Raw genomic sequence first — 573 nt, forward strand, 5'->3', positions numbered from 1 at the left:
CATGCCATATTGTTTCAAGCGTTGCTGATAGTCTGAGGATGCGTACTGGCTGCCGCGATCAGAATGATGCAGCACGTTCCCTTTGGGCTTCTGAAGGCGATACGCCTGATCCAGGGCCTTCAAACAAAGCTCCTTCGTCATTCGTTCGTCCATATGGAAGCCGACGATTTTGCGCGTGCAGAGGTCCTCCAAGCTGGAGAGATAAAGCCAACCTTCATCTGTTGGAATATACGTGATATCGGCCATCCAGACCTGATTCGGCTTCTCCGCTGCAAACGCCTGATTCAAAACGTTTTCCGAAACCGGCATGTTATGTTTCGAATTTGTAGTGGCCTTGTACTTCTTGACGGTGCGGGATTTCAATCCAAGTTCCTTCATGATGCGGGCAACGGTTTTCTGCGACACATGAACGCCCTGATGTTTCAAAGCGATCCAAACCTTCGGGCTGCCGTATAACTGCCTGGAATCGAAGAAGATTCTGCGAATCAATTTCTCAAGTTGCTTACGACGTTTGCTGCGATTGCTTTCCTTGCGTTTCGTCCATTCGTAATAACCGCTTTTGGAAACGCCGAA

At 49.0% G+C, this 573-nt stretch carries 1 protein-coding gene; it reads right to left on the minus strand.

All coding sequences use genetic code 11. The features are described 5' to 3' along the window. On the minus strand, positions 1–573 hold a 573-nt coding region (locus ACFPXP_RS07930), incomplete at both ends, for an IS3 family transposase (protein WP_379893704.1).

This window comes from Marinicrinis lubricantis, from assembly GCF_042658665.1.
GTDB classification, from domain to species: domain Bacteria; phylum Bacillota; class Bacilli; order Paenibacillales; family KCTC-33676; genus Marinicrinis; species Marinicrinis lubricantis.